Annotated in this window: 14 protein-coding genes and 1 pseudogene; 5 read left to right on the top strand and 10 right to left on the bottom strand. The window is 46.0% G+C overall.

Annotated elements, in window-relative coordinates:
• Nucleotides 1–68 precede the first annotated feature (68 nt).
• Entirely contained in the window at nt 69–626 is a 558-nt protein-coding gene (locus tag OSC7112_RS18710) for an RNA recognition motif domain-containing protein (RefSeq protein WP_015177367.1), read from the top strand.
• Between the two features lie 339 nt (nt 627–965).
• Here the strand turns inward: OSC7112_RS18710 and OSC7112_RS18705 are convergent, their stop codons facing one another.
• From OSC7112_RS18705 to OSC7112_RS18670, 7 genes are all read right to left on the bottom strand, one after another.
• On the bottom strand, nt 966–1,973 hold the full coding sequence (locus tag OSC7112_RS18705) for a tellurite resistance TerB family protein (protein ID WP_015177366.1): 1,008 nt from the start codon (nt 1,971–1,973) through the stop codon (nt 966–968).
• A 409-nt stretch (nt 1,974–2,382) separates the two neighbouring features.
• Nucleotides 2,383–9,135: a CHAT domain-containing protein gene (locus OSC7112_RS39935; RefSeq protein WP_015177365.1), complete on the bottom strand. Its 6,753-nt coding sequence runs from the start codon at nt 9,133–9,135 to the stop codon at nt 2,383–2,385.
• Nucleotides 9,136–9,328: 193 nt separating this feature from the next.
• Nucleotides 9,329–9,514 carry a hypothetical protein gene (locus OSC7112_RS39930; protein ID WP_041622618.1) on the bottom strand — a complete coding sequence of 62 codons (186 nt, stop codon included), beginning with the start codon at nt 9,512–9,514 and terminating at the stop codon, nt 9,329–9,331.
• 9 nt (nt 9,515–9,523) lie between these two features.
• Complete coding sequence (locus tag OSC7112_RS18685) at nt 9,524–10,630, bottom strand: tetratricopeptide repeat protein (RefSeq protein WP_015177364.1); 1,107 nt, start codon at nt 10,628–10,630, stop codon at nt 9,524–9,526.
• Entirely contained in the window at nt 10,627–12,480 is a 1,854-nt protein-coding gene (locus OSC7112_RS34630) for a CHAT domain-containing tetratricopeptide repeat protein (RefSeq protein WP_015177363.1), read from the bottom strand. The genes OSC7112_RS18685 and OSC7112_RS34630 overlap by 4 nt, the downstream gene beginning before the upstream one ends.
• Before the next feature lie 29 nt (nt 12,481–12,509).
• The gene (locus OSC7112_RS34625; protein WP_015177362.1) at nt 12,510–13,688 is read right to left on the bottom strand and encodes a DUF1822 family protein; all 1,179 of its coding nucleotides are present in this window, start codon (nt 13,686–13,688) and stop codon (nt 12,510–12,512) included.
• A gap of 25 nt (nt 13,689–13,713) precedes the next feature.
• The gene (locus OSC7112_RS18670; protein WP_015177361.1) at nt 13,714–14,418 is read right to left on the bottom strand and encodes a hypothetical protein; all 705 of its coding nucleotides are present in this window, start codon (nt 14,416–14,418) and stop codon (nt 13,714–13,716) included.
• 413 nt (nt 14,419–14,831) lie between these two features.
• Between OSC7112_RS18670 and OSC7112_RS38365 the strand changes: the two genes are divergently transcribed.
• Nucleotides 14,832–15,014 carry a hypothetical protein gene (locus tag OSC7112_RS38365; RefSeq protein ID WP_150111559.1) on the top strand — a complete coding sequence of 61 codons (183 nt, stop codon included), beginning with the start codon at nt 14,832–14,834 and terminating at the stop codon, nt 15,012–15,014.
• A gap of 506 nt (nt 15,015–15,520) precedes the next feature.
• Nucleotides 15,521–20,686, top strand: coding sequence for a calcium-binding protein (locus OSC7112_RS38360; protein ID WP_015177360.1), 5,166 nt, complete (start codon nt 15,521–15,523; stop codon nt 20,684–20,686).
• Between the two features lie 137 nt (nt 20,687–20,823).
• On the opposite strand, the gene OSC7112_RS18655 is transcribed toward OSC7112_RS38360, so the two are convergent.
• Together OSC7112_RS18655 and OSC7112_RS18650 are read right to left on the bottom strand one after the other, a co-directional pair.
• On the bottom strand, nt 20,824–21,951 hold the full coding sequence (locus OSC7112_RS18655; protein WP_041622580.1) for an RNA-guided endonuclease InsQ/TnpB family protein: 1,128 nt from the start codon (nt 21,949–21,951) through the stop codon (nt 20,824–20,826).
• Complete coding sequence (locus tag OSC7112_RS18650; RefSeq protein WP_015177359.1) at nt 21,951–22,592, bottom strand: IS607 family transposase; 642 nt, start codon at nt 22,590–22,592, stop codon at nt 21,951–21,953. The genes OSC7112_RS18655 and OSC7112_RS18650 overlap by 1 nt, the downstream gene beginning before the upstream one ends.
• Nucleotides 22,593–22,620: 28 nt before the next feature.
• Here OSC7112_RS18650 and OSC7112_RS42425 point away from each other — a divergent pair.
• Together OSC7112_RS42425 and OSC7112_RS18645 are read left to right on the top strand one after the other, a co-directional pair.
• Nucleotides 22,621–22,905: pseudogene (locus OSC7112_RS42425) on the top strand (calcium-binding protein); the annotation flags it as partial.
• 45 nt (nt 22,906–22,950) lie between these two features.
• Nucleotides 22,951–25,596 carry a hypothetical protein gene (locus OSC7112_RS18645; RefSeq protein WP_051041525.1) on the top strand — a complete coding sequence of 882 codons (2,646 nt, stop codon included), beginning with the start codon at nt 22,951–22,953 and terminating at the stop codon, nt 25,594–25,596.
• A 248-nt stretch (nt 25,597–25,844) separates the two neighbouring features.
• Here the strand turns inward: OSC7112_RS18645 and OSC7112_RS18640 are convergent, their stop codons facing one another.
• Complete coding sequence (locus tag OSC7112_RS18640) at nt 25,845–26,798, bottom strand: hypothetical protein (protein ID WP_015177358.1); 954 nt, start codon at nt 26,796–26,798, stop codon at nt 25,845–25,847.
• Nucleotides 26,799–26,967: the final 169 nt, after the last annotated feature.

Here is a 26,967-nt window from a genome sequence, read left to right as displayed (position 1 = left end):
TATTCAGTTGACTTCAGGTAATTCTGTTCGAGCAAATTAATTAAAATCCAAGTCGGGAGGAATTTTTCATGTCTATTCGTCTTTATGTTGGCAATCTACCGAAGGAACTCGATCGCCAAGAATTGCAAGAAGTTTTTGCGCCGGAGGGCGAATCTGTTACCACAAAGGTAATTACAGACCGCAAAACTGGAAAATGCAGAGGATTCGGTTTTGTGACGGTGCTAACCGACGAACAAGCCGACCAAGTTATTGAGAAATACAACGGCTTGATGTTCAAAGAAAACCCGCTGAAAATAGAGAAGGCACTGCCCCGCTCTAAGGGTAAATCTGAGAAGGGCGAAGACGATCAGCAGCAGTCGTCGCCGCAGTCACCGCAGTTGGTTTCCGCGTCGTCAGTGCCAGCACCTGTGCCGCAGCAACAGCAGCGCTCGGCTCCCCCTACCCAAGGTGGTGGCGCCTCCAGCAAAAGCAATCGCCGTCGGGGTGACAGCAACAAGTCTCGCCGCAATCAGTCAGCAGCAACGGTGTCGAGCGCTGATTCCGGCTCGGTGCAGCCAGATCCGCGCTGGGCGAGTGCTCTGGAAGAACTCAAGCAAAGATTGGTGGAAGCTCAGACTACTAATTAGTCGAAAATGGCGGCTAATTGCTGCTGTCTCTCGGCTGCGGTTGACTGAATGTATCTGGAAGTGCGATCGATCACGGGTCAAAAAACCCTGTTCTCGATCGCACTCTTTTATCGTAAAAAACCTCTAAGATCTAGCAGTGCGGTACAATAACCGCGATCGGGCAAGTAATGAAAACTCAAGTCCTGACTACCAACCAGGTGGATTTTGGTCGATCGACCGGAAACGAGATAGTATCCTGAGAATTTTTGGCAAAAAAACCCGGTTTCTCTAAAAATACAGGGTTAAGCAGCGAGACATCTAGAAAGAAACCGGGTTTTCAACCCCCTAAATAAGTCTTGTTTATTCGATCGGCCCGAATTCAATTGTCTCAATAAACTCAAAAATCTTGTTCATAATTCCCTCAACTTCAGACTCCAAGGAACCCAATTCATCCCCCTCGTGATAAATTCGCTGACAGCTTACGGTGTAGCAAAAATCGTCAGCAATAAAAGCCATAAGTCCCCGGTAAGCATCCAACCGAGTCAGAGGGCGATCGTTTTCTTGCACGCTGATAGTTGCACCCCCAGGCAAATCTAAAACCACGAAATAAGCTTCTTCATCTTCTAAATATTCCGCGTGAAGTAACTTAGAATTGGCAACATTAGCAAGAATTGCCTGAGAAACAAAATTGTCGAGAAAAGACTTGAGATAAGCTTCCTCGCCAACCGACTCGATTGTTTCTTCCACTTCACCAGCAACAGGGAAATAATCAATTTTCAGCAAAACGCCAAAGTCGTCAGAAAATGCGACACAGCTTTCTTGCTCATCAATTTTACCGCCTCGTTGCTCGTCAACTGGAATGGGGACGCTAAAATTGCCTTCAGGAGATACGTACCATGCTCCATCAAAATCAGAATCTTCGCCCTCTACTTCCGAGTAAGCAGCAGTTACATCCTCAAGAATTTCTGCTGCTTCCTCGTCTTCCACACCTAATGCTTGCTGGAATTCCTGGAGAAAAGCCTGGTGCTTCTGAGCTATTTCGCCATCTGCGACAAACATTGCTGCAGTTATTGCAAAAGTATCCAACACTAACTCATCTGGCATAGATTCCCAAGCAGTATTAAATAATGCTCCTAAACCGTCTTTGCCGACAATACCGTCGAATTTTTGAAACATTGCTGACATATCATCTTCCGAGTATTCAGCAAATATTTCTGATTCCCAAAGTATGCTTTCTAAGATATCAGCATCCGTATCAGGGGAATTTGCCTCTGCTGCGACAAAGGCTACCGCTGCTACGGATTCTTCTAAAGTCAAGCTTGCTTCGGATTGGTCTTCTGAATTGAATATTTTATCAAACTTTGCCACAGGTTTTGCCCCGCTAGTGTTCAGTTTTGCTATTCATAGCAAATTTATGACATAAAAAGATAGTAGTCAGGGATACATTTACTTTTTGCAAAATGCCACGAGTCAATGTGGGGTATGCACCAAGCGCATTGGTGTCAACAGAAGTCTGGATAAATATCAAATAAATCTCCGATGATTAACGGCGTTGCATAATTGCGGAATGATTTTGATTGTTTTGTGGGATGGGCGTCCGGCCCGTCCGCTTATTTTCAAAGCAGGCGGGACGCGACCCCACAAGCATCATCCTCAAATTGTGCAACGCCCGATTAACACCACTAAAAAAAAAGAATCCAAGTGTAGGCTCAGGGTTTAAACTCATACATCATTAGTCATTCCCAAATCTACAATTTAAAATCTAAAATGGTATAACCTACCAAGGACTGCCAATTATGGTGAATCCTGCCCAAAAGTTCGGGTGAGATAAATCTGCATTTGCTGCTTGTGTGGCTTGATTAATGTCGATCGCGCCTTGAGTTCCCCGCAATTGACCGTCTTTTACTACAATTTGTTTGCGGATCATTGCCAGTTGAGCTTTTCTGAGCGCTTCAGCTTTAATGTTTTCCGATCGCAAATTGCCGTAAAACTCGGTCATCAACGCCAAAGTGCCGATATCATTAACTTTCCACAAACTCGCCAAAGCTGATTTTACACCGCTGCGGACGGCCAATCCAGCAAATCCCATTTCTGCTGTATTATCCCCGATCGCCGTTTCGCAGGCACTCAGCACTAATAACTCTACTTGTCGGCGATCGTACCACTTCGCCGACCTAAATTCATCGAGCGCCAAAGAGCGATCCCACAAATCAATCTCAGCTTCCTTGCGTCCGTTTTCGCCTTGAGGAAAGCTAGCGTGAGTAGCTAAGTGAACGATTCCAAATGCCTGTTGCTGTCGCTGTTTGCTGAGATTGTCTAGGGTAAAGTTTTCGTTGAGAAAAGACCGTCCCCGCCATAAGGGCAATTCGGCAGCAGGATTGAGAAAACTTTCATTTCTGCTCAATCCCGCTTGATTTTTCCTGTCGCTTCTGGTACCGGCGATCGCAGATAATTCGATCGGCACCGCAGGCAAAGGATCTTTATCAGTGTGTGGAAACTCTGAAGCACCCATTGCTAAAACTTGAGCGTTTTTCAAACTTTGATACTTTGTGTTAGTCAAACTGACACTGGGAATTGAACCTAGACTGTACTTTTCTACTAGAAATTGCTTGCCGTCGTGCAAAGCGGATAGTGGCAGTTGGCGCAAACCTGCATCGAATGAAAAAATTAGCGTATCGATATTTAACGATTCCAATTCTTTAGATATTGGTAAAATCAACCATTGGTAAAGTTGCTGCGCGTTTTCCAAATATGCTGTATCTTGGGAATTTTGTGGCTGTGCCAAATAGCCCTGAAAAATATTCACCGTTTTTAGTAGTGTTTTGCTGTTAACGGGCGCTTGTTTGAGAATAGGAGGCCCGTCGGGAACTACTAACACTAGCGACACTTCTTTGAGCCGGACGATCGCGTAAACAATTACAGCTTGCTTCCCGGTTTCCTCCTTGATTGTTTTGAGAGTTTCTCTTAGATATTGAACGTTGATTTTTTTATCCGTGAAATTTTCCCCATAATAATTTTCGTAGTCTTGTTCAAATAGTTGGTCAATGAGAGCGACAGCATCATTAGCATTGCCTTGGTCTAAAGTTTGTTCGACGAGCGATCGGCTAATTTCTGAGGGAAAAAGATTTGGGATATCTGCGGGTAAGGGATTTTCTGCGATCGGAGGGGGAGTGGGAGTTGGTTCGGGAGTTGGGGCGGGGGCTGGAGTTGGTGAGGGGGCTGGAGTTGGTGCGGGGGCTGGAGTTGGTGCGGGAATTGGTGCGGGCGCTGGAGTAATAGTGGGTGAATCTTGAACTGGCGCTGTATTTATTCCAGCTATTCTCTCCCAAAGATCGGAAAGATTGACATCAAAGGGTTCAGAATTAGCAATCGGTAAACTAGGAGTTTGAACAATTATTTCCGGCGGAGTTTCTGCGACTGAAACTGTTAAATTGTCAGTAGATGTCTCTGTGGAGATCGGGTTATTTGCTTCGGCTCCGGCAATGGTGTTAACTGACGGGGTGTAAGGAAGTTCTAGGGAGATAATTGTTTCGTTGTTACGCTTCCAATCTAATTCGGTATTTCCCGTTTCAGCATTTTGGTCGATCGAGGTTTCAGCACCCAATAAATCGCCAATTAAAAAAGCTAACTCTCGTTGGGGAGTTTGGCTTGGGCTGACAGCGGGCGCGGGTACGATCGAGCTTGCAGGCGCGGGTACGATCGCACTTGCAGGCACGGGTACGATCGCACTTGCAGGTACTGGCTGAATTTGAGCTACAGGCTGGGTTAGAGAGGCAAGAGGGGCTGCGGGGGCTGGAGTTGGCGCGTTTGAAGGTTGGGGGGCGATCGCAGGTTGAGTGGCGAGGGAGGAGGTGATTTGGGAAACCGAGGGAAGGGTAGGTGTAGAAGCTATGCGGGCAGCAGCGTTTGGCGTTGTGGGCGTCGAGGGCTGTGTGGGGCGCGCGCGGGGTGGCAGTAGGAATGAATCGGGCAATTGAGGTAGTTGGAAGTCGAGCGCAAAATCAGGTATCGGATCGGGTGTTGCCGAAGGTGCGATCGAAGTTTCGGGTGTTGGGGCAGGTGCGATAAATATTTGAGGAATTGGGAAAGGTGCGATCGAAGTTTCGGGTGTTGGTGCGCTCGAGCTTTCGGGTGTTGGGGATGGTGCGACGGGTAAACGCCGTGGGAGTTGCCGTGAGGGTGTGCTTGCGGGCGCTGCAGTCGGTGTTGGGGAAGGCGCGGGAGTATCTGCGGTTGTGGGTGCGGGCGTGGGAGTCGCTGCAGGTGTGGGTGCGGGCGTTGGAGTATCTGCGGGTGTGGGTGCGGGCGTTGGAGTAGCTGCTGGTGTTGGAGTAGCTGCGGGCGTTGGAGTAGCTGCGGGTGTGGGTGCGGGGGTTGGAGTAGCTGCTGGTGTTGGAGTAGCTGCGGGCGTGGGAGTAGCTGCGGGTGTCGGTGCAACTATTGGCGGCGGTACGGAAATAATTTGAATGCGATCGCGATTTTGCGCGAGATTGGGATCTTGTGTGTGAGTATAGCGATATTCGCGATCGGGCAAAATTGTTTGTATGGGATTACTATTGCCCCTAGTAAGTGCACCCGCCGTTCCATTTGTCTGGGAATTGCCGACAATAAAAGGCGTGATTCCCTTGCCTCCGTGGCGGATAATTATTGTACCGCCGTTAGCATCTCCAGGACTTCCAGCCGTAGAAATGCTAGCATTGATGCCGTTTCTATCTTTGAAGGAATTGAGCGATCGAAAAAAGTTTTCAGTCACAATCGAAACATTGCCCCCCGTACCTGTGTCCTGACTCTGAGCATCAATTTGACTGACAACAATATTGCCGATCGTGCTGCGGTTAATCGCGATAACATCGCCCGCATTCCCCTTAGCAGAAGAGTCAACTTTTCCAACATTAATACTTCCGGTAGCGTCGAGCAAGATACTGCCCCCATTACCAGCAGACGAGGTATTGATATCGCCCGCAGTAATATTAGTTCCAGCGCTCAAAATGATATTACCGCCATTGTTAGGGGAAGTCGCATCGAGATCGCCTGTGCTGATTTCTCCGTTCTCACTATACAAAGAAATTCCGGTCGCTGACTTAATATTTTGGGCGCTAATATTATTCGTAGTAGTAATGTTAATTGCAGCGGAACTTTTGGGAATATTATCTTGAATACTGATGCTGTTGAGGGGATTGAGGCTGCCAACAGCATCGCCAAAGTCAACACTTCCAGCATCGGGTTGAACAGTAAGACTGTAAGGCCCGTCAACAGTAGATTTAAAAGTAATATCGCCAGCCTCTAAAATTTTGACCGACAGGTTATTACCTAATGTCACCGGAGCGTTAAAAGTAATGTTATTGCGGTTAGTTTCGATCTTGCCACTGGCAGTAATAGAGTCATTTGCCTTGACATCAATATTGCCACCTGTCACAGTAATACTGGGAGCGAAAGTGCGGGAATTAATATCCGAGGTTGAAACAGTTCCTTGAGCATTTATGGTGATATCTCCGCCCTTACCATTTGCCGCAGCGGTAATAATTGGGCCGGCAGTTGTGTCGATATTACCGCCGCTTTGAATGCGAAGATTCCCGCTATTGGCGTTGAAGCCGCTTAATAATAGGGCGCTACCAATTCCTGCCGTACTGATGTTAGTTGCGGCTTCGAGGGAAATATTGCCGCCGCTGTTACCGCCGATCGCATTTATGATTCCGGCGGTAGTGTCGATCGATCCGCCGCTTTTAAACGTGATTGAGCCGCCGTCTTGATTGCCGATCGCCCGGATGTCGCTGGTAGTAATATTTCCCCCAGCATTTAGATTAACATTGCCGCCTATATTAGTTTTAAAATCGGGAGATGAACCGTCATAACTTGTCAATAACTGACCTGTAGTAATATTGCCGTTGCTATTAGTAAATTTAAGACTTCCACCCTGTATTCCCGATACTAATACATCGCCTATATTAATGTCACCGCTGGCAGTAGATAAAGTAACATTGCTGCCATTGCCCTTAGCAGAATCACCCGCGATCGCGGTTCCTGTTGTCGGTGTTGTGATGCCCGTGCTGGCTTGAATGGTAATATTTCCAGCAGTGCGATCGCCCCTGACATCGATCGTTCCGGTATTTATGGAACCGGCAGTGCTCGTAAGTGCGATCGGGCCGCCGTTTTGATTCGCCGTTACGTTGAGATTGCCAGTTGTAATATTGCGATCGGCACTCAAAGTAATTGATCCACCATTTTCCGGTAGAAAAATTGTATCATTTCCTGAGTCCTGAGAGCTGGTTGCATTTATTTTTCCTGTAGTGATGCTGCCCTTCGTGCTAGTAAAATTAACGCTACCGCCTTGCAATTTACCATAGTTTAATACGTTAGCTGTTATAATATTTCCACTGGTAGAGATAGTAATATTACCGCCCTTCTTACCGCTGTCTGAAGTATTAGTGAGGTCGCCAAGCTGGATATTTCCGTTTACGCTTGTAATATTAATATTTGCACCATCTGCGGTAGATTCATCTAGACTATCTGCACCTATATAACCTACGTTAATGTTACCATTTGCCTGTAACGTTACAGAACCAGGAATGCTGGATAAAGCGCTATTTCCAGTGGTTATATGTACTCCGTTTGGAGGAAAAATAATAGCTCCCTGTTCGCTGATGATGGTAACATTACCACTACTGCCAGTAGGTACTGTATTAGGAACTCCTCCTGCAAAACTCTCTATGCAAAAACTAGGGGAAGCACAGTCTAAAGTAATATCGTTTTTTGCTGTGAGAGTAATATCACCCGATCCACTGGATGCGAAAGAAGCTAGATTACCCGCAATAGTAATGCTCCCACCTGCATTCACACTAATATTACCGCCATTACCAATAACATCTGTAGCTATAGCAGAAAGAGCTCCTGTAGAAATGTTGCCCCCAGCAGTCAACGATATATAACCAGCATTACCCCCAAAATTGTCTGCCCTAATCGTTTTCGTTTGAATGTTGCCTGTAGCTTGCATAATTACAGGACCTACATTATTGGGATTACTTACATAAGTATCAATTTTTCCTACTACTTGAATATTGCCCCCCGATCGCAAAATTAACGTTCTGAAATTACGCATAAGAAATTCATCAGTACCGGGAGAAGCATTAGCAAACTTTGGATCTGGATCGGTACTTGTGATTGTAATATTCCCGTTAATAGTAATATTTCCAGTACCAGAAGTTGTATCTACCTTGAGAGATGCACCCGTATATTCGCCAACGAGATAGTCATTAGGCTGCGTAAATATTGGATCGTACAGACTAATAAAATTCGCAGGTTTACCAGATAAATCAACAATCGATGTGTTACTGCCACTGCGAAAATGAGCATCTGTAGATATGATGCCATCACTCACTAAAGTCAGATTTCCACCGCTAACAAACGGCGTTTGCGAAAGATGATTCAGCGCCAAAATATCGATACTTTGATTTCCCTGAATGTAGAGATTTCCGCCAGCATTCGCCACAAACGGATTTGCCACACTATCGCGCACTCGCACTGTATCGTCAGCCAGCAAATTCAAATCGCCAGTTGTACGCAACAGACTTTCAACTAATGTCAAATTACGATTAGCTGACAGCGTTGCACTTCCCGCGCTTACTTCTTTAGCAACAACATCTCCATTCTCTACCTGCAAACCACCCGTCAATTCTACTTGCCCTGCAGCGTTGACTGTCACCCCCGTTGCACTTCCCCCGCCACCCGCCAACAACTGCGGCAAAGATGCAACTGGCAACACCCAATTTTGAGGCAAACTCCCCGCTACAGATTGCGGCTGAATCTCCAAACTCAACAGATTTCCCGGTTGACTAATTCTGACTAAACTCTCGCCGGGAACCGCCGCAACAGTAATATTTCCTCCCGGTGCAGAAAGTTGTCCCGTACTCAAAACCGTGCCGCCCAATAAAGTTAAACTTTGCCCTTGTCCCACAGCCAAATTGCCTAAATTGATAATTCCTCCCGGTTGTGTATTTGTGAAAGCAAAACTATTAGGATTTCCGACTAATTGAGTATAATTATTAGTACCGGCCGCACTAAACCAGTTATTGCCAAAACCGATGCCCGTCGCAGTAGTCGCAGTGAAAGCAGCAGGCACGTTCAAACTGGCATTTGTGCCGAAAACCATCCCCGCCGGATTCATTAAAAATAAATTGGAATTGCCGCCCGTTATTTGAATTAATCCGTTAATTAACGAAGCATCGCCGCCGACAACTCGCCCTAAAATATTGCGGATATTAGGATTAGATATAAAATTGGCAGTTTGCCCTTGAGTTAAACCAAATTGTTGGAAACTGTGAAAGAGATTCGCACCGTCGCCGGATTGTTGGCCGCCGTTGATGTTGAATTGGTTGCCGCTGGGAGTAATTTGAGTATTCGTGCCGTCGGTTGCGGGGGTAATTTGGGCTGTGGCTGTTTGGGATGGGGCGAAAAGTCCTAATTCCCACATTGTTAAGGCGGTGAAGGAGAGGAATGTTAGGAAAAAGCGGGGTTTTTTGTGTGTTGATTTCATGGTTTTGTTAGTAGATGATATCGATTTCACTCTGATAATTGCGAAAGCCCACCAGCGCCCTCTGACAGTCCCAAAGTCCGCCAATCCGCCAGGGAATGAATTCCCTGGCTAATAGCGAAAGTCCTCTGAAGAGGACTGTAGAAAAAAGTTTGGTATTAGTCCGCTGAAGAAGACTGTAGAAAAAAGTTTGATATCAGTCCACTTTAGTGGACTTTTGCTTTGAGGCAGGGAATTCATTCCCTGCCGGAATTAACGTCACAAATCCTGCTAGAATTAACGTCACAAATCCTGCCAGAATTAACGTCACAAGCCCTGCCAGAATTAACGTCACAACCCCTGCCGGAATTAACGTCACAACCCCTGCCGGAATTAACGTCACAGCCAGTTACTATTTTCTCTGTTCCCTCCTTTGCAAATCCCGCAATTGTTTATCAATCTTTTGGGCCATTGGCAAATCTCCCAAAGTTGTATATCCATCTTTTGCCATTCGCAAATATTTCATAGCTTCCAAATTATTTCTCATCGCTGAATGAACTTGCCCCAATCCGTATCTAGCGGCTGTCAACTCCTCAATATCGTCAGGTTTTGCCGTATTAATCACCTTGGAATAGTAGACTTCAGCCTGGGGAACCAGTTGTAGCTTTTCCAGATACAAATCGCCCAACGTGCGATAAATGGGCGGTGTTTCCACGCCTGTTTCTTGTAAAGTTTCTAAAATTTCTCTTGCTTCGGCAATCAAGTTTGTGTTAAGATAAACTCTAGAAATTGCTAATTTTTTGGCGTTTTCGTTAGGTACTTGTTTGTCGATCGCCCCAACCGCATCTTTAACAGCCTGAACCTGCTTCTCATCCAGCAACTCAAACTCTGTATCTCCTTCTACCACGGGGATTTCAGAAGAAGCACCCGTATTCGCCTCGACAATTAATCTGTACTTAACACCCGGTTTCAGCGCCGGTTCCCCCGGATACACAGCCTCAGTACCGCTAACAGTCATTTCCCAGTTTAATTTGGCTCCATTTTCGCGGAGGCTCAACTTATAGCTAGTCGCACCATCAACCGGATTCCACCGCAAAATAGGCTTGCTGTCGAGCAATTTCGTGCGCCGCGGACTGATAATATAAGGAATTGGCGCGCTATTCCAAGCAATTTTACCGTCGCCGCGATCGGGACATTTAATCAAGTCGGCGCTGCAATCAGATTTCGACTCTTCTTTGGCTAACAAACAGCTATTCAATTGATTTTCACCCGGTGCGATCGACTTAATTCCCAAATCTGCACATTGGATAGTCAGTTGTGCGTTTTGTGCGGTTCGCAGTGTGTCTCCCGGATAAATTGGCGTACCGCTGGTAGGGCGGACAATTCGGCCGTTTTGGCGCTCGATCGCAACTTCCCCGCTACTATGGATAATCAGTCCGTTGGATATTCTGTTACTGGCTGCTAGTGCGGTAGTTGCGATCGAGCTTAATGCTATAAAAATTGCAATCCTGATTTTCACTTGATATTTCCTTTTGCTTGTAAACGTTGCTGGGCAATTCGCATACATTCATCTTGTTTCGGTACGCGGTAATCAGAATATTTAAGCGCCTGATTCCAGGCTTCTAAGGCTTCTTGCTGCTTACCTTTGATTTCAAGTACCTCTGCTAAGAGACATTGAGCTTCAGGGCTATTGCCTCTGAATCCTATTGCTATTCTTAAATCTGCTTCAGCAGCCTCATATTGCTTTTGTGCCAACCGCACCCAGCCGCGATTTTTAAAACAAGCGGCTTTTACTCCGTCGTATTCAGTATGTTCTAAACAGCGAGCAATAAATTTTAAAGCTTCTTGAGGTTGATTGTTGAGAATCAGCGATCGAGATAATTGAGAATTCGCCTCAGCCGAACCCCGCCGCGCTGCATCCTTCATTGATTTTTGCGCGCGATCTTTTTCATTCAAGCCATCATACAACATAGCTAAGTTATAATGAGGCGTGGCATAATTTAAATTTAGTAAAGTTGCTAATTGGTAGCATCTTTCCGCGATTAATAGTTGACCCTGATGGTGGCTGGTTTTTCCTATTTCATTGACAACGCGGCCAAGTATCGGGCCCATTAACATATAACTGATAGCGGTAATACCTAAACTTTTTGCCGCCCGCTGCATCCAATCAATTGGAATAATTAAGGGTTGGTTATTTTGGCGATCGCCCGCCGCATCATCTGCCGGAACAGGGCGATCGCGCTCTAATTCCAGCACAGTAAATGCTTCAAAATTTGGATGCTGACAAAGCATCGGAATCCCACTCGCACCAGCCGGAAATCCAGAAGATTTCTCAAACCTTTTCAGTTCATCCTTAGCTTTACGCACTGCGACAAACAATATTTCTCCTTCAATCAAATATTTCAAAAAAAACTTTAAAAACTCATGAGCTACTTTGTCTGGTACTGGCTCCCGCATCACAATCATTGGTGGCAAAGAAACACCTTCAGCCGCTAAATCTCGTGCTAATGCTAAACTCTTACAAGAATTAAAAATTAACAAGTGCAACCCTCGGTCAATAGCTTTTTTTAGGCATTCTTTTAAGTCGGCTATTGTGATAGTATTGTGGTAAGGTTTTTGATTGATATACAGTCGCCCATTTTGTGCATTATCATCGCTGTCACTGTGTCCGGCAAAAAATAAAATTTGCCAGCCTTTTTCATCTACAAGATTGTTATTTAATTCTTCTGGTTCCGGCTCGTCAAGAAATTTGATATAGCAGCGATCGCCCAGTTGTCGTCTAAGTTGTTTTTCATCTTTTTTAACATTGATACCCCTACTATTTCCCAAAACACCTAAAATTCTGAGTTGAGATGTTCTGAGCAATCCTCCTGTGACAGCTTTAGGAGCTGCGTTTGGATATTCTAATGTACTCCCAATTGTTTCACAGTAAGGGAAATCTTCGTAGAATTGCCACGACTCCCAAGGCAGCAGCAATATATCAAGATTATCGCTTTCAATAAATATCTGAATCCGATCGGAGGGATGTAATTCTGTTCTGAGCGTTTTTTCTATTTTATTGAAAAATTCGCTACTACTGAGCCACTGATTAAAATTTTCTTTTAAACCTCCATCGATATCCGCTAGAGTGGCATCTGAGAAATTGTTGACCCCGGATTCAACAATTTCGATGCGAGGTTCGGCTCTACCAGAGTAAAGCATCTCATAAATAAATTTCCGTTTTTCATAAAGCTCTTTAACTCTAGGAGCAGGCCCTAAGCTACTTTGAAATTTCCTGTTTGATTTTTGAATATCTAACCTGGCTGTGACATAGGGAAATCCTTCGATTAAGTTTCCCAATCCAAAGTCTAAGTTAACTACCCTGAGCATAAATTAGCGATGAGTACATTTGATTGAGATTATACAACAAAATTTTCCTGTATGCTCAAATTGTCGATCGCCACTCTGACACTAAAGTTAGTTTGTGGTAAAACTTTAAAATCCTTCATTTCGATAATACTACTTTGAGCCGTTGATTCTGCCTGCTGTAAAGTTTCCCCAGTATCCGACAGCAGCGCTAATTTGAGTTCTGGCGGCAGAAACTTTTGATTAACGGCGGGGCGCAACTGAATGCGAACTTTGATTCGTCGATCGCTCTCTTCGGCAATAGCCACCAACAAAGCAACGCTCGTCCTTCCCAAACCCATGCCCAAGTCAATCAATTTAGCCCGAGTCACATCAGCTTCGGGAAACCTATTGATGCTGCTTTGACTGCCCTGCAAGGCAGATTCGGCTCTCGAATTTCCACCTGCTCGGAAGGCAAAATTGGGGTTTTCGTCAGGAAAAAGTAGGTCTTCTAAACTTTTTTTACCTTGCTCAATTTTCTGCCAACCTGTTTCTGCAACATTCTTAAACCAATTGCCTAAATTAGATTTAACCGGATTTTCTATTTTCACCGGGGAAGTCTCCGGCTGTGGATAAAATATCGATTCAACCGACTCCCAATCTGATGTAAAAATATTCTCCAACCACTGACGCAGATTGACGTTAGATTCAGATAAATTTTCTAGAGATTCCGACAAATGTTCGAGGTGAATCAAGAAGTCATCCAGGGAATTTAAATCGCTCAATACTAATTCGCCCGTCTCCGCAGTTGGGGAAAATCCCAGCAAGATTGCTTCCTTTTCATCCGGATCAATTTCTACTACAATATAACCAATGCGTGCCTCCCTAGCTTCGATAGGAATATGGCACATTTCCGGTAAATTTGCAGAGGAATTTTCCTTGCAATTTTCTCCATTTTGATGTAGGCTCCTAATTGGACGACACTCAATTTTTCCCAACCCTTTAATATACAAATCTGCCACATCCTCAAACATCCTAATTACTGGATTCCAGCTATCGCATTGAGTCAATTCAGTTTCAATATCCAAGATTGTTAAGTAATCCCGAACGGCGAGCAAAGCTAAAGTGTTGAGATAAATCTGTTCTACTCTTTGCGGATGACGCTGTTCCGAAGCAAATTGCCATGCTAGACGAATTGCCTTTTGGGTAATTGGCATTGGCAATGATTGGGTTCCGGCAGTAGTATTGTTCATTTTCCTACTTTAACTCCTTGTATAATTAATAGTCATGATTTTCGCGAAATTCGACCAAACGAGGGCGGCATTTCTTTTTGTAAAAGCCGTGAATTGTAGGATAAGGACAGGCAAACTCTGCTGCTATTGTCATAAAATTTTTACCAGATGACAAACTTCTCAATATAACTTGACAAGTTAGATCTTTTCGTCCTCGAATGTGGTCGCTTAACACCCCATTAGGGTTAGTCTCGATCCAGATTTTGACTTCTTCAAAGTATTGAATACATTCGAGAATATGGCTTTCATCCTCAGCGGGCAAAATTTCGATTCGATCGATCGGTGTTCCGTCTTCTGAAAATTGTTCTAGATCGCATCTCCTCTGATTTTCTCTATCTACTCTGGAAGCCCAATTTAGCAGCCGCCACTTGAAATAATTATTGAACCAAGTTATGACACTGCCGCGATCGCGATCGTACTGAGTGCCAGTGCGGGATTCGCACAAATTGCTATAGAAAAACTCCCACTGTTCTTGCAAAGCGTCTTCATAGTAAGGTACGTTATCCTTATTCTTCCAGATCAGACCGGAGTTTGTGATTTTAATCACAAGCTGATTCACCAAACGTCTTCGTTTCCAAGGGTTCGAGGTTTCCTGACAAATTTGGGTGACAAGGCTGTCGAACTCTTGATATAGCAGTTGTCGATCGGATGGGTGGTCTTCCCCCTCGGAGGGGTTATACTCATCATTCATAGTTCAGTGCGGCCGCAACTTTGTTCCTACATTTACTTATCAGGGTAAGTTGGAGGAATTTATGCGAAATTCTGAAAGTTTTTTTCAGCGGATGGTTGAAAGTCTTGCTGTGCGGTGGATTGGGCCGTTCAATTAGATGTGAATTTTTGTTAAGACGCATCAAAACCAAAGAAACCGGGTTTTTGCGATTTATGCAGGTTTGTAACGCGTCTTCTGGGCGAAAAACCCGGTTTCTGACCACCCGTGCGTAACACCGATCGCCCTTAAATCCCCAAAACAACCGTTCTTCCGTACTTTCACCAGTGTTTGCCAAACTTTATCAAAAAAACTTGAGAGTTCTGCATAAAACTACTGAGCTCACCCCGATAAGTAAATAGGAAGAACAAAAAGGCTTGAGGGGCGATCGATCTTTGATGTTAACAACCAGATCGATCGGGCAATCGGGCTATCTCGCAATTCCGCAGCAGGGGTTGAAACCCCTGCCTCAAAGCGAAAGTCGTCGGTCGCCGACTGAAGAATTTACCAGTCCTCTTGGAGAGGACTTTGGCTATGAGGCGGGGAATTCATTCCCCGCCGGATTGTGGGGCAGCGCGTGATTCGATCGCCCTTAAATCCCGAAAACACCGGTTGTTCCGTACTTTCACCAGTATTTGCAAAACTTTATCAAAAAAAACTTGAGAGTTTTGCATAAAAATACTGAGCTCACCCTGATAGATATACAGAAGGGAAATTACGAAGTTCGATCGCACTTGTTGAGATTTATTCAAAAGTCGCATCGCGCGTAACTTCCCGATCGAAATCCGAACCAACATCCCAACGGATATTGGAAAGGGCTTCTTCCGATGTTGGTTTAGTCTATTTCCACGGTTGCATTTATTGAGTCGATTTGAGTCAGTAATTGCGACAACAGAGTTGAAGTGCGATTCCCTACGGGATAGCTTTGCTTCACGCATTTCGCGAGGCTTCAGTTTGGGTAAATGACGGATCTACGACAGCTAGAGAGTGCAGAAGTGCAGAAGTGCAGAAGTGCGATCGGGCTTGTCGATAGAGTCGCTTTGTCAATTTTCAGAACACATTGTATCTACCACGCGAGGATAAAATCATGGCTACTTCTAACAACTCTTTCACAACCGCGATCGAAACTTCTCTGCAAAATGTTTACAGCATTTTAAATAATTTTGCCAAGGGTGATGATTTTGTTGCCAAAGTTCAAAGTATTTTCGGCACAAATTTTGATGCTGGTAAGTTAGAAGAAATCCGCCAGCAGTGGATTAATAGCGATTTTGCATCTTTGCCTGCGATCGAAATTCGCACTGGTTCTGAAGTCAAAGGGGCTAATGCTGCTTATGCGGGTTCAAATAACACCATTTATGTTTCCGAAAACTTTCTGACCCAAAATACTGATAATCTTCAAGGAATTACCAGTGTTTTATTGGAAGAGATTGGTCATTCGGTAGATTGGAGTATTAATACTTCTGATACTCCTGGGGATGAAGGGGAGTTCTTTTCTAATATTGTACAAGAGATTGATTTGAGTGTTGGTCATATTCAGGATTTGAAGCAAGAGAATGATTCTGTTTTATTGAATTTGGGCGGGAGTTTGCTCCAAGGAGAGAAATCCGGCACAGTATACGATCCTATCGAAATCACTAAGCTTTTAGCATTCGGAACAAATAATCCATCATCACCAAACTACAACCCACATATTGACGAAAATCCTCAACCAAGTATCGCTTATGATATGAATCATTACATGAATAATGGTGCAGGGCGCTATGCTTATCCATCATTATTTGGTGCTGTTTCCGATTTTTTTAAAGCTTCCGACATTCAACCCGGCGAATATAAATATACAGCCGAAGAATATATTAGCAATGGCGATCCAGAGGTTAGGATAACGAGTGGTAGTGGGCTAGATTTCTTGGAAGATCGAGATTTTAAACTTATTGTTTCTCAATATGGCACTGATATTTTCAGTGACGATCATAATGACCGTTCTTTCATTTTCGGAACAACCCCATTTCAGATAACATCTATAACATTTCAGGTTGATGATATTGGGTCTGGGGGATTGATGCAGAATAGATACATTAAAGAAATGAAAGTCAAACCTATGTTTGATGGTTTTGGCTTTAAATCGGACAATCTTGCTGCTCAAGTTCTTAACCAAACAATATTTGAACCTTTGCTCAATCCTTATAATTTACAGCACGGGACAGTAAACCCTAAGTACCCAGATTATCGGTTAATAGTCATGAATTTTACTGGTAATGATGGAAAGTCTTATAACAATTATAACTCCTCTAACTTTCATGATGATGATTTAAAATCGTCGAATGTGAGTGTTACAGGAGGAATTCGTGGTGATGGCGCAGATAATGCAAAAAATTTGGCTGGAATAGCAAAACTTGGTGCTGCTGGAGGAATATCTTATCTCTATAATATCGCCTCCGATCCTTTCTTGTCTTATAAACGTGGCGATCTGCAAGTGATTTACGGTACTCCTGGAGACGACAATCGTGACAGATTCAGTGTGAAACCGCTCCCGCATTTGGTTCCCTTGTCTGGTTATCTCATAGTCGGTGGCGCAGGCAATGATACGCTAAAAGGCGATCTGTTTGGTGATGAAATTCAGGCAGGTGATGGGAATGATTATGGAGAAGGAGGTTTGGGAGATGATACGTTCTATGGTAGCTCAGGCAATGATACCTATGACGATGATGGATTAATTGGTATTTTACCCTCTGGAAATGACTACTTTGAAGGTGCATCAGGAGACGACAAATTCTATGGTGCTAGCGGAAATGATACTGCCTATGGTGAAGCTGACAATGACAGTCTCTATGGTGAGAATGGCGAAGACCTCCTTTACGGTGGCGATGGCAATGACTACGGTGAGGGTGGTTCTAACAATGATAAATTCTATGGTGGTGCGGGTAATGACACCTATGATGATGATGGATTAATTGGTGCCTTAACCGATTCAGGAAATGACTACTTTGAAGGTGCATCAGGAGACGATAAATTCTATGGTGCTAGTGGAAATGATACTGCTTATGGTGAGGCTGACAATGATAGTCTCTATGGTGAGAATGGCGAAGACCTCCTTTACGGTGGCGATGGCAATGACTACGGTGAGGGCGGTTCTAACAATGATAAATTCTACGGTGGCACTGGTAATGATACAGCTTACGGTGGCGATGATAATGACGACCTCCGAGGTGATGAAGGCAGTGACGATTTAAGAGGAGAAAACGGCAACGACTCTCTCTACGGCGGTCAAGATAACGACAGTCTCTACGGTGGCGATGGTGAAGACGAACTTCGCGGCGAACAAGGTGCCGATGACCTCCGAGGAGAAAATGGCAACGACTCTCTCTATGGCGGAACCGAAAATGATTCCTTGTACGGCGGTCAAGGTGAAGACAAACTCTACGGCGAAGAAGGAGACGATGACTTAAAAGGAGAAGAAAACAACGATTCTCTTTACGGCGGAACTGGCAAAGATACCCTCAATGGGGGCACTGGAAATGACGACTTGCGAGGCGAACAAGGCGATGATTTACTAAAAGGAGAAGCCGGAAACGACACTTTATACGGTGGCGAAGACCAAGACCAACTTTACGGTGGATTAAATGCCGACTTACTCTACGGCGAAGCAGGTAGCGACCAACTTTTCGGTGAAGATGGCGACGACATCCTCGACGGTGGCAGCCAAAACGATATCCTCATCGGAGGCAGCGGCGATGACAAACTCTACGGCCGCGCCGACAACGACATCATCCAAGGCAACGAAGGCGAAGATTACGCCGAAGGTGGCAGCGGCCGCGACTTCATCCAAGGCAATGAAGGCAACGACATCCTCTACGGACAAGATGGCAGCGACACGGTAGAAGGCAACGCCGACGACGACTTCATCGATGGCGGCAGCGGCCAAGACTCGCTTCTGGGCAATACCGGAGATGACAGAATTTACGGACAAGCCGGCAACGATGTCATTCAAGGGAACGAAAATAATGACTGGCTGGAAGGTGGCGACGGCCAAGACATTATTGATGGCGGGGCCGACGACGATGATATTTACGGACAAGCTGGCGAAGACAATCTTTTCGGCAGTCAAGGTCAAGACTACATCGATGGTGGCGACGGCAAAGATACCCTGTTTGGCGGCTTCGATGACGACGTACTTCTAGGCCAAGCGGGCGATGACACTCTCAACGGCAACGCTGGCAACGACGAATTATTTGGCGGTACTGGCAATGACTCGTTAATCGGAGAAATCGGCGATGATTTAATAGATGGGGGAGAAGGAGTCGATCTCGTTAATTACAGAAATTCCCCCAGGGGCGTTATCGTTAATATTGACGAAAATAGCGACTACGACAACAACACCAACCAACGTTTCAAAGAATTCGTCACTGCAGTTAATCCCAGCGAATACTACACGGAACTCGAACGGGATTTTGAAATTGCGGCCGGTACCGGTAAAGACGGTTTTGGCACTACCGATGCTTTGAGAAACTTAGAAGATATCATCGGTACTCGCTTTGAAGACATCTTAATTGGCAACGAAAAAGATAACCGAATTTGGGCATTAGAAGGCAACGATTTATTAATTGGCAATGCCGGCAATGACTCATTTTACGGGGGAGAAGGTATCGACGTTCTCAGCTACCGCCGCGACCCGAATGGCGTTAGTGTCAATTTACAAACAGGCGATGCTATTGACGGCTGGGGCGACCAAGACAAAATTACTGGCATTGAAAACGTCGCCGGTTCTCGGCATGACGATAATATTACCGGCGACGATACCGTTAACGTTATCACTGGCGATGCTGGGGACGATCGCATTTACGGACTCGGTGGCAACGACAAACTCTACGGCGAATTCGGCAACGACCTAATCTACGGCGGCGAAGGTGGCGACAGCATCTACGGCAACCAAGACCGAGACACCCTATACGGTGAAGCCGGTCAAGACTACATCCGAGGTGGCGATGCCGACGACTTAATCTACGCCGGTAGCGATGACGACACCGTTGCCGGAGACGCCGGCTACGGCAACGACACAATTTTTGGCGAAACAGGCAAAGACTTACTCTACGGTGGCGCTGGCGACGATTTTATCTACGGCGGCGAAGACAAAGACACCATCTACGGCGAAGGCGAAAACGACAAACTCTACGGAGAAGGAGACACCGACCTCATCTACGGCGGCACCGGCGACGACGAACTCTCCGGCGGCGACGACCAAGACACCCTCATCGGCGAAGCCGGCAACGACACTCTCGCAGGCGATGCAGGCGACGACACCCTAGACGCCGGAACTGGCAACGACTACCTCTACGGCGGTACCGGCAAAGACACCCTAAATGCCGGCCTCGGCAACGACCAACTTTACGGCGGCGACGATGCCGACATCCTCCTCGGCAAAGAAGGCGACGACAACCTGTTTGGCGAAGCGGGCGACGACACCCTCGATGCAGCCGAAGGCAACGACCAACTTTACGGTGGCGACGGCAAAGACATTCTCGATGCCGGAATTGGCAACGACCAACTTTGGGGTGGTCAAGACGATGACACTTTATATGCCAAAGCAGGCGACGACAAACTGTTTGGCGAAGCGGGCAACGACTCACTCAACGCAGCAGAAGGAAACGACAGTCTCTACGGCGGCGACGGCAAAGACTTCCTCGATGCCGGAATTGACAACGACTATCTCTGGGGTGGTCAAGACGACGATACTTTATCAGCCCAAGCTGGCGATGACTACCTGTTTGGCGAAGGCGGTAACGACAGCCTCGATGCAGCCGCAGGCAACGATTCCCTTTACGGCGATAGTGGCAAAGACTTTCTCAATGCTGGCGCAGGCAACGATTATCTCTGGGGTGGTCAAGACGACGACACTTTATCAGCCCAAGCTGGCGACGACTACCTCTACGGCGAAAACGGCGATGACATCCTCGATGCTGGCGAAGGCAACGATTCCCTCTACGGCGACGACGGCAAAGACATTTTAGATGCCGGAAGTGACAATGACTATCTGTGGGGAGGTCAAGGCGATGACACTTTATCAGCCAAAGCCGGCGATGACAACTTGTTTGGGGAATCTGGCAATGACATCCTCGATGCAGCAGAAGGCAACGATTCCCTCTACGGCGGCGACGGCAAAGATACCCTGTTCGGTCAAGCTGGCAACGACTTATTGCAAGGCGGTTTCGGCGACGACTCACTCTTAGCAGGCGACGGCAACGATACCGCTCTATAAAACTTACCCAAAGCTACCCATTGCTCGAAAGTTTTGGACTTTAGTGTTTACTTCCTGTTTCAGCGTAGTCTCAGAATGACTTCTGAGGGTTTGCCTACTCCACAGGCAATCTCGGTAGAGCTTACCGTTTGACTTACTTAATCTGAGCGAATCGGAATGTGAATTCCTTCAAACCATCGCTCAATGTTTTTAGCTGCGTTCAAGTCTCTGTCCTCTGTATGACCGCAATCAGGACATACATAGACTCGATTCTTTAATGGCATTTTGTGGCGGTGATTCCTACAATTTGAACAGATTTGAGAACTAGGAAAGAAGCGGTCAACTAAAATCAACTGACTAGAAAATTTCTCAGTTTTATATTCAAGTTGTCGCTTAAATTCGTACATTCCACAATCGGCAATCGCACCCGCCAATTTGTGATTTTTCAAAAATGCTTTGACGTTCAAATTCTCAATTTTAATCACGCTGTGGTTTTTAGCGAGATGATTGGTGAGTTTATGAATAGCATCTTTGCGGATGAATGAAATTCTAGAATGCAGTTTTGCCAGCTTTCTAACTGCCTTAGTTCTGTTCTTTGAGCCTTTAACTTTGCGACTAACAGAGCGCTGCAATCGCTTCATTTTCTTACTCATTTTGCGGTAAGCTTTGGGGTTAGCAAAAACCTTTCCGTCACTGGTGACAGCTAATTCCTTAATACCAATATCAACACCAATAGAGGGGCGATTTAGAGGTATTGGTGGCTGTTCAATCTCATACTTGATGGCTATGAACCATTTGTCGGCAGTGCGACTAATTACGCAATTATGAGTAGCCGTAATGGGGAGAGGTTCGTGCAATCGCACCCAACCAATTTTAGGGAGTTTAACTCGCTTACCATCATTGCTGATACCAGGTTTTGCTTTAGTGCCTTGCTCAAGATAAAAACTGTCTTTAGACTTGCCTTTCTTCTTGAATCTAGGCTGTTTAGAGACTTTTTTGAAGCATCTATCCCATGCCGTCCTTACCTCTGCCAGAGCCTGTTGTGGACTTGCTTTGGAGCTTTGATAATACCAGGGATTAGCTGGTTTAATCTCAGCGACTAGACGTTTGTGCAAGTCAATAGCAGAGGGAATTTTGATTGTTTTATCAGCCTCTCTAAGTTGTAAAGCTTCCTGAATAATAGCATTGCCAAAATTGTAAGCGTGTCTGGCTACTCCACAGTGTTGACGGAATAGAGTCACCTGTCTATTGTTAGGTTTTAATTCCGTCTTGAAACTGAGTAGCATTATTTTACGTCCTCCACTGCTTTAGCTATACCATCAATCAGTTTTTTGTTTTTGTGACTTCTAGCGCCATAAAGTCTAGCGCTAAAAACCTGAATTAATTCAATCATATCTTGAACTAATTCCTGTTCAAAACTCAATTCATCCGGCGATTTATTGACTATTACTACCTCGCATTCAAATTCCTCACACATTGCGAAAACTAACTCGGAACCAAACCTTAGAAGCCTGTCTTTGTGAGTAACAACAAGTCTGCCAACCTCACCGGACATGATTCGTTTGAGTAGTTTTGTCAGTCCTTTTTTCTTGTAATTAAGTCCAGAGCCTAAGTCTTGAATTGTTTCAAATTGCCAGCCATTGGCAGCGCTAAACGATTCCAAAACAGCAGCTTGACGCTTTAAATCTTCTTTTTGGTCATGACTAGAAACTCTGGCATAGTTGATAGTGATTCGATCGTCTGCCTGGTTTAAGTCTCTGGGAGTAATTCGCTTGATATCGGTAAGGTAGAAGCGTCTCTGTCCCGTGGGAGAGCGCTCAAACTTAATCTTGCCTGCATCAGTCCAGCGTCTCAGCGTCTTTGTCGAAATACCAAGCTCCTTAGCCGCTTCCCCGATTGAGAGTGTCACGTCTGATTGAGTCTCCAAAGTTGCTTACCTCTAATACTACAACTCAATAGTTACCCAATCCGGGAAGAATGTCAATACCTGTCTAAGAAATCTATTTCAGCGCCTCACCCTTCTCGGTCAAGCTGACAGCGACACTCTCTACGGCTTCGGTGGCGATGACATCCTCGAAGGCAACTCAGGAACAGACCGACTTTTTGGGGAACTCGGCAACGATACTCTCAATGGCGGTACTGAAAACGATACCCTCGAAGGCGGTGACGGTAACGACATTCTCGACGGTGGTGATAATAACGACAGTCTGTTCGGACAAGTCGGTAATGACACGGTTATCGGCAACAGTGGCGATGACATTGTTGACGGCGGTTCCGGCAATGATTTGCTTGAGGGGAATCAAGGGCGCGATCGAATTTACGGTCAATCCGGCCTCGACACCCTGTTCGGTGGCGACGATAGCGACACCCTTTGGGGAGGAGACGACGCTGACAACTTGCTGGGAGAATCCGGTACTGATACCCTGTTCGGCGGTTTCGGCAACGACCAACTCGACGGCGGCGAAAATAGCGACAGTCTCTACGGGGAAGGTGGCGATGATACCCTAGCTGGCGGAACAGAGGACGATTTCGTGGACGGCGGCACCGAAAACGATACTCTCTCCGGCAATGACGGCCGTGACAAATTATACGGCCGCCAAGGCAACGACTTGTTAGAAGGCAATGCCGATGACGACCAACTGTGGGGTGGCGATAACGAGGATACGCTGTTAGGACAAACCGGAGATGACCAACTGCGGGGCGAATCGGGCAATGACAGCCTTGATGGTGGCGAAGGGGCCGATCGACTTTTCGGTCAAATCGGCAAAGATACTCTCTCCGGTAACAATGGCGACGACTACTTAGAAGGCGGCGCAGACGATGATAGCTTAACTGGCGGCGCTGGGCGCGATCGCATTTTCGGAAATGACGGTAACGACATCGCCGACGGCAACAGCGGCGACGACTACATCGACGGCGGCGCTAACAACGATACTTTAGCAGGGGGAGAAGGGGGCGATCGCATTTTCGGTCAAGCTGGCAACGACAGCCTCGAAGGCAACGACGACAACGACTTCCTCGATGCCGGAACCGGAAATGACACCCTGTGGGGCCACGACGGCGACGACGAACTCTACGGCCGCGAAGACCGAGATTTCATCGACGGCGGCCGCGGCAGCGACCAAATCTACGGCGGAGATGCAGCCGACACCCTCCTCGGACAAACCGGAGAGGATAACATCGACGGCGGTTCCGGGGCAGACTCGATTCTCGGCAACGACGGTAACGACAACATTTGGGCCGGGGCCGGCAACGACTCGATTTACGGTGGCGCTGGCAACGACAACATTTGGGGCAACGAAGACGATGACCTGATTTTTGGAGAAGCAGGCGAAGACAAAATCGACGGCGGTTCCGGCTACGACAGCATCGACGGCGGCGCCGGCAACGACGAACTGTTCGGCGGTACGGGCAACGACCAATTATTAGGAGGTGCCGGCAACGACAAAATTGACGGCAGCATCGACGACGACAAACTCTTCGGAGGCGCCGGCAACGACTTGATGTTTGGCAGTGAAGGGCAAGACACGATGTTGGGCGAAGTCGGCGAAGACACCCTCTACGGTGGCGACGAAATTGACCTGATGGACGGCGGCGCGAGTAACGACTTGGTTGTCGGCGACTCCGGCGACGACATCCTCACAGGCGATTCCGGCGACGACACACTCGCAGGCGGCAGCGGCAACGACTTGATGGGCGGAGGCAACGGCGACGACTTGATGTTTGGTGAATGCGATGATGACACCATGCTGGGAGGTGCCGGTAACGACACCCTCGACGGCGGTTGCGGCAACGACTTGCTAACCGGGGAAGCTGGCAGCGACAACCTCTTGGGCAACGAAGGCGACGACAGTCTCGACGGCGGCAGCAGCAACGATACCCTCGATGGCGGAAATGGCAACGACTTCTTAAACGGTGACAGTGGGAATGACAGCCTGAACGGCAACGACGGCGATGACAGTCTCTACGGCGGCGAAGGTAACAACGTGCTCAAGGGTGGAAACGGTCAAGATTCGCTGATTGGAGGCAGCAGTTCCGACATATTTGTGCTATCACCAAGTTCGGGACTTGATAACATTTTCTACTTCCAAGCCGATCGCGATTACTTCGGACTCGCACAAGACCTCACTTTTGACCAACTGCAAATCGTTCAAGGCGGCGAGAATTATACTAACGATGCTTTGATTAGCATCGCAGGTACTGGCGAACACTTAGCTTGGGTGAAAGATACTCAAGTCAATACAATTGACAGTTCTCGGTTTATTTCCATCACCCCCGGAGACCCGCTGCCTGGAGTTTTCAATACTCCCTCGCCTGTCGATTCTTTAACTGGCGAACCTGTTGATAGTGAGGATGATGAGTTGATTGATAACAGTTCTACCGCTGGCTTATCAAACACGACTGCAACAGTAATGAGTCAGCCAAACAGCACGACTACTGCATCAATTAGCCAGCCAAACAGCACGACTACTGCATCAATTAGTCAGCCAAACAGCACGACTACTGCATCAATTAGCCAGCCAAACAGCACGACTACTGCATCAATTAGCCAGTCAAACAGCACGACTACTGCACCAGCAGCCATAAGTTTCCCACTGCTAACAACAGCTACTAATCCAGGTAGTTTGACAGTAACTTCTGTGACAACTACTACCGATGACATCTTGCTGAATGGCGGTTCAATTCCAACGATGAATAGCTTTAGTGGCATCGATGATGACATTCTGATCTACGACTCTAACAGCTTGTTAACATCTCTAACCAGCGCTCAAACTCAGCCAATTCTTCCTTTGCAAGCCGCGAGTGTTGGTAGTGCGATCGCCCCCACTGCTAATACTTCTGGTAAGGAAGCTGACCTCTTACTCAATGCGAATCCGAGTCCCCTTCAGCTACCAACAAGTAGCGATTTAAGTGGCACTTCTACCTTGTAGTAATTGTAGGTTTGGTTGAGGGCGATCGAATAGATCAAAACCCGGTTTCTTGAACAAACCGGGTTTTTTTCAGTTGTTGCGGTTTGTCATACCAAATCCGGGTTAGCTATCCCCGCGATCGATGGTATGGTGCGTCGCTCGTTCTAACGTTGCTGTTCAGAGGCTGCCAATAACCTTTCGTGCCTAACCCGATGACGTTGATTCGGAAAGGGTGCAAGCGAGTTGTTATGCGGCGGAACTAGCAGGCTTTATGCCTTTGTTTTTAGTAGGGAAGCAATTTCAATCATTAATTTTCGGCGCTCTGGCTGCATATAATCAAGATTTGCTGACCAGTTCAAAATATCTATAATTTCTGCTGATTTAATGGGAGCAAATTGATTGTTTGTTACCACTCTTCTTAGTGCCAATAAAGCAGCGTATTGCGTGTATGGCATCTCCATAATACCAACTGCTCTAGAAACTAACAAATTTATATAATCAGTTGATGTGTTCCACTCAACGTGCTTGTAAGCAGACAAACGCTCTCCTCCCTTCTGGCTATTTAGTCTTTCACGAACAGGAAAATTTATAACTTTAGGAATTAAAGTCCACATTGTTGAGGAAATTTCGTGCATTAATTTTGTGCGGTTATGTCCATAGGGCATTTCATCTCTAACCCTATCGTAATAGCCAGCCAATTGATCTATCCGCTTCAATGCTTCCGTTGAATCTATATCGCTCGCAGGATCGACTAAAGCTATGGCCTCTCGATAGCGTCCCTCAAGCTGCTGCTGCGTTTCCTGAGATGTTAGATTTATAGCCCCAATATCTGATATTTTTTCTTCGTATTTTTCTGATGCTTCTTGAACACCGTATTTTAGTTTAATTCTCAGTAGATTAGTCTCAATTTCCTCAATGCCTTGTTCGCGCAACCAATTTAAAGAACCTTGCACTTGCGGAAGTTGAGAAATAATCCAAGGAAATAAAATAGGAAGCCAAAAAATAAAGACAAGAACTAAAGTTACCGATGTAACCTTTAATTCTACTGAAAGACTCCAAATATTGCTGTTAACTTTATCCGATTTAAGAGAAATACTGAGTACGCTTAATATGATTAAGATAATGATAGTAATCGAGTATTTTTTTCTCAAAGAAGAGGAAAGATCCGAATTGATACTCAATCGCTCATCTTGATTAATCTTTCGATTTGAATTTCTATTCATAGAATACCACACCACACTTTGCACTAGCGGTTTAACTTTGAACAATCTGAAGGCTTTTTACTCTACCTTAACTCAACAAATAAACCACCCCGATCGCACTATCACTGAGAAACCGGGTTTCTTCGTAAAATCTCATGAGGATGTGAAAATTGTCGCAGAAACCCGGTTT

Source organism: Oscillatoria nigro-viridis PCC 7112 (assembly GCF_000317475.1).
GTDB classification, from domain to species: Bacteria; Cyanobacteriota; Cyanobacteriia; order Cyanobacteriales; family Microcoleaceae; genus Microcoleus; species Microcoleus nigroviridis.
This window is presented reverse-complemented; position numbering and strand designations above follow the sequence as displayed.

Excerpts from the sequence above, each read along its gene's own strand:
- OSC7112_RS18710 (WP_015177367.1), top strand. The coding sequence starts at position 69 with ATGTCTATTCGTCTTTATGTTGGCAATCTACCGAAGGAACTCGATCGC.
- OSC7112_RS39935 (WP_015177365.1), bottom strand. The coding sequence starts at position 9,135 with ATGAAATCAACACACAAAAAACCCCGCTTTTTCCTAACATTCCTCTCC.
- OSC7112_RS34630 (WP_015177363.1), bottom strand. The coding sequence starts at position 12,480 with ATGCTCAGGGTAGTTAACTTAGACTTTGGATTGGGAAACTTAATCGAA.
- OSC7112_RS34625 (WP_015177362.1), bottom strand. The coding sequence starts at position 13,688 with ATGAACAATACTACTGCCGGAACCCAATCATTGCCAATGCCAATTACC.
- OSC7112_RS18670 (WP_015177361.1), bottom strand. The coding sequence starts at position 14,418 with ATGAATGATGAGTATAACCCCTCCGAGGGGGAAGACCACCCATCCGAT.
- OSC7112_RS38365 (WP_150111559.1), top strand. The coding sequence starts at position 14,832 with ATGTTAACAACCAGATCGATCGGGCAATCGGGCTATCTCGCAATTCCG.
- OSC7112_RS38360 (WP_015177360.1), top strand. The coding sequence starts at position 15,521 with ATGGCTACTTCTAACAACTCTTTCACAACCGCGATCGAAACTTCTCTG.
- OSC7112_RS18655 (WP_041622580.1), bottom strand. The coding sequence starts at position 21,951 with ATGCTACTCAGTTTCAAGACGGAATTAAAACCTAACAATAGACAGGTG.
- OSC7112_RS18640 (WP_015177358.1), bottom strand. The coding sequence starts at position 26,798 with ATGAATAGAAATTCAAATCGAAAGATTAATCAAGATGAGCGATTGAGT.